This window comes from Micromonospora sp. ABR4_055, from assembly GCF_056160425.1.
The window spans coordinates 1-3,626 of sequence record NZ_JBSWXD010000277.1; the positions used below are offsets into that span (position 1 = coordinate 1).

The following is a 3,626-nucleotide window of genomic DNA, read 5'->3' on the forward strand; positions in this document are numbered from 1 at the left end:
CCCCCCCCCCCCCCCCCCCCCCCCCCCCCCCCCCCCCCCCCCCCCCCCCCCCCCCCCCCCCCCCCCCCCCCCCCCCCCCCCCCGCGACCTTGCGGGTGGTCCGGGGGCTGCGGACCACCATCCCGGAATTCTTGCGGACCAGGCTCCAGCGTGTCCTCTCCCAGAATGCCGTTCCCTGCAGTTCGGTCGGCGATTGTGGGCAATATTCGGCAAGCGGTGCGGTGAATCTTGCCGTATCGGATTTCGCTGACCATCGGGGCAAGGCAACACCAAAGAAGCGTGCCGGATCGGTACTTGTGATGCTCGTAGCGCGGCGGGCCTACCGGAGGCTGCACTGTCGAAATCCGGATTGTACGGCCGAGCGGCCAAGGTCAACTGCGCGCATTTTTCGTTGCCCGACCGGAAAGAGGGAACTGAGATGATGGTGCTGGAAACCGTGAACCTCGAGATGGACGGCCCGGTGGCCACCATCTACATGAACCGCCCGGCCAAGAAGAACGCGATGAACCCGCAGATGCACCGGGACATGAACCAGGCCCTCGACACGATCGAGGCGGCCGGCAACGTCAAGGCGGTCGTGGTGACCGGCGTCGGCGACAGCTTCAGCGCCGGGATGGACCTCGAGGAGTGCTTCCTGCAGCCGTTCGACGACCCGCAGCTGTTCTACCGGACCAACCTGATCGCGTTGACCTGGTTCAAGCGGCTCAAGGCGTTCCCGGCGGTGACCATCGCCAAGGTCAACGGGTTCGCGTTCGGCGGCGGCCTGCTGGTCACCGGCCTTTGCGACCTGGCGGTGACGTCGGAGACCGCACTGTTCGGCCTGTCGGAAATCAACTTCGGGATCTTCCCGGCCGGCGGCGCCACCTGGGCGGCCACCCACAACCTGCCCCGCAAGCAGGCGCTCTACTACATCCTGACCGGCGACACCATGACCGGCCAGCAGGCACAGGAGTACGGCCTGGTCAACAAGGCGGTGCCGGCCGACCAGCTGGACGCCGAGACCGACCGGATCGTGCGGAAGATCGCCAAGAAGAACCCGATCACCCTGGAACTGGCCAAGCAGGTCTACGAGCGCACCACCACCATGGACCTGCCGACTGCCATCGACTACGACCAGGCCAAGCTCTGGGAGCTGTCCCGGCTCAGCGGCAACGAATGGGTCAACGTCGCGCTGAAGCAGTTCGAGAAGCGCGCCTACCAGCCGGGGCTGAGCACCTACAGCCGCGCGGAGGCGAAGTCGTGACCACCACCACTCCGACGCCGACGACCGTCGACATCCCGGACCTGTCGCTGCCGGCGTTCGTGCTGCAGCGCGCCGAGCAGTACGGCGACCGTACGGCACTGGTCGACGTGGCCGGTGGCGACGGCTACACGTACCGCCAGCTGGCCTCGATGGTGCGTCGGCTGGCCGCCGGGCTGCACGCCCGTGGCTTCCGCCGGGGCGACGTGCTGGCGATGCTCGCGCCGAACGTGCCGGAGTATCCGATCGTGGTGCTCGCCGCGTCGCTGGCCGGCGGCACGGTCGTCGTGCTCAACCCGATCGACACGCCCGACGATCTGGCCGGCCACCTCACCGACGCCGGCGCGAAGCTGTTGGTGACCGTACCGTCCGAGGTGCCCAAGGCGGCGGCGCTGGCCGCCCGTACCAAGGTCGAGGAGATCGTGGTCATGGGCGCGGCGGACGGCGCGACGTCGCTGTCGGAGCTGCTCAGTGACGACCCGGCGCCGGAGGTGGCCATCGACCCGGCGAGTGACGTCGCGGCGCTGCTGCACTCCAGCGGCAGCACCGGACGCCCCAAGGGGGTGATGCTGACGCACCGCAACATCGTCGCGACCGTGCTGCAGACCAGGACGGTCACGCCGCTCGGCGCGGACGAGAAGGTGCTCGCCATGCCGCCGTTCCACCACGCGTTCGGTCTGATCATGGTGATGAGCGCCAGCCTGTTGCAGGGCGCGACGATCGTGACGATGCCGCGGTTCGACCCGGAAGGGTACGTCAAGGCGATCCACGACCACCGGATCACCCGCCTCTACATTGTCCCCACGCTCGCCGTGCTGCTGGCCCGGAGCCCGCTGCCGGACCGGTACGACCTGTCGTCGGTCCGGTCGATCGTCTCCGGCGGCGCCGCGCTCGACCCCGAGATCGCCCGGCTCTGCCGGGAACGTCTCGGTTGTCACATCGCCCAGGGGTACGGCCTCACCGAGGCGATGACGTCGTTCATGCAGCTCGAGGAGCCGTTGGTGCCCGCGTCGGTGGGCCGCACGGCGCCCAATGTCGAGTGCCGGATCGTCGACGTGACCACTGGGGCGCAGCTCGGTGCGCACCAGCGGGGCGAGATCCTGATCCGGGGTCCGCACGTGATGAAGGGGTACCTCAACGCCGCCGAGGTGACCAGCAAGGTGCTCCGGCCGGACGGGTTCATGCACACCGGTGACCTCGGCTACCTCGACGACGACGGCGAGTTGTTCCTGGTCGACCGGATCAAGGAGCTCATCAAGTACAAGGGCCAGCAGGTCTCCCCGGTCGAGCTCGAAGCGGTCCTGATGACCCACCCGAAGGTGGCGGACGCGGCGGTCATCGGCGTGCCGGACGAGGAGGCCAGCGAGATCCCGAAGGCCTTCGTGGTCGCCAAGGAGCCGACCACCGAGCAGGAGCTCATGGCGTTCGTCGCCGAACAGGTGGCGCCGTACAAGAAGATCCGGCAGATCGAGTTCATCGAGCAGATTCCCCGGACCCCGGTGGGCAAGATCGAGCGGCGTCGGCTGAAGGAGCGGACGTTCAGCTCGTAGTCCGCGCTGGGCAAGCGGGGAGAAGTACCGGCGACCAGTTCCCTGTCATTCTGGCCATGGATGGTTCCGGCCGAAGTTCTGAGGAGATCTGATGAACCCTCCGCAAGTTGTCTCCAGAGAAGAATGGCTGGCGGCACGCACAGCGCTGCTGGAGAAAGAGAAGGAAGTCACCAAGGCGCGGGACATGATTGCCCAAGAGCGCCGCGATCTCCCGATGGTCAAGGTGGAGAAGGAATACCTCTTCGAGGGGCCGAACGGTACGCTGACGCTGCTCGACCTGTTCGAGGGGCGCCGCCAGCTCGTCGTGCGGCACTTCATGTACGCCCCGGGCGACAAGGAGGGATGCATCGGCTGCTCGATGCAGGCTGACAGCGTCGGCGAGCTGTCGCACATGTGGGCCCGGGACACCACCTTCGTGATGATCTCGCGGGCTCCGCTGGCCGACTTCCAGGCGTTCAAGGCCCGGATGGGCTGGGAGATTCCCTGGTACTCGTCGTTCGGCAGCGACTTCAACTACGACTACGAGGTCTCCACCGAGCAGGGCGAGTCGCCCGGCGTCAGCGCATTCTACCGCGACGGTGACGACGTCTACTTCACCTACTCGATCTTCGACCGGGGTGGTGAGATCTTCAAAAACTTCTACAACTACCTGGACATCACCCACCTCGGCCGGCGCGAGGACGAGCTCGAGCACCCGTGGGACTGGTGGCGTCACAAGGACCGGTACGACGCGGAGAACGCGGCGGTGCCGGGCGCCAACTGGTGGAACGGCACCAGGTTCCAAAAGTAGCCCTGATCCGGGCGGGACGGCTCCGGCTTCTGGCGAATCTGTGGAT

Annotated in this window: 3 protein-coding genes; all 3 read left to right on the forward strand. The window is 67.2% G+C overall.

Annotated features, from left to right (window positions below; genetic code table 11):
• Positions 1 to 418 precede the first annotated feature (418 nt).
• A complete protein-coding gene (locus tag ACXAHD_RS31630) occupies positions 419 to 1,243 on the forward strand; it encodes a p-hydroxycinnamoyl CoA hydratase/lyase (protein ID WP_281551629.1) in 825 nt (274 codons plus the stop codon).
• Positions 1,240 to 2,790 carry an AMP-binding protein gene (locus tag ACXAHD_RS31635; RefSeq protein ID WP_281551628.1) on the forward strand — a complete coding sequence of 517 codons (1,551 nt, stop codon included), beginning with the start codon at positions 1,240 to 1,242 and terminating at the stop codon, positions 2,788 to 2,790. Before ACXAHD_RS31630 ends, ACXAHD_RS31635 begins: the two co-directional genes overlap by 4 nt.
• A 91-nt stretch (positions 2,791 to 2,881) precedes the next feature.
• Positions 2,882 to 3,580, forward strand: a complete 699-nt coding sequence (locus ACXAHD_RS31640) for a DUF899 domain-containing protein (RefSeq protein ID WP_281551627.1) — start codon at positions 2,882 to 2,884, stop codon at positions 3,578 to 3,580.
• Positions 3,581 to 3,626 lie beyond the last annotated feature (46 nt).

Bases quoted from the DNA above. Each gene is read 5' to 3' on its own strand.
- ACXAHD_RS31630 (WP_281551629.1), top strand. From the start codon at position 419: ATGATGGTGCTGGAAACCGTGAACCTCGAGATGGACGGCCCGGTGGCC.
- ACXAHD_RS31640 (WP_281551627.1), top strand. From the start codon at position 2,882: ATGAACCCTCCGCAAGTTGTCTCCAGAGAAGAATGGCTGGCGGCACGC.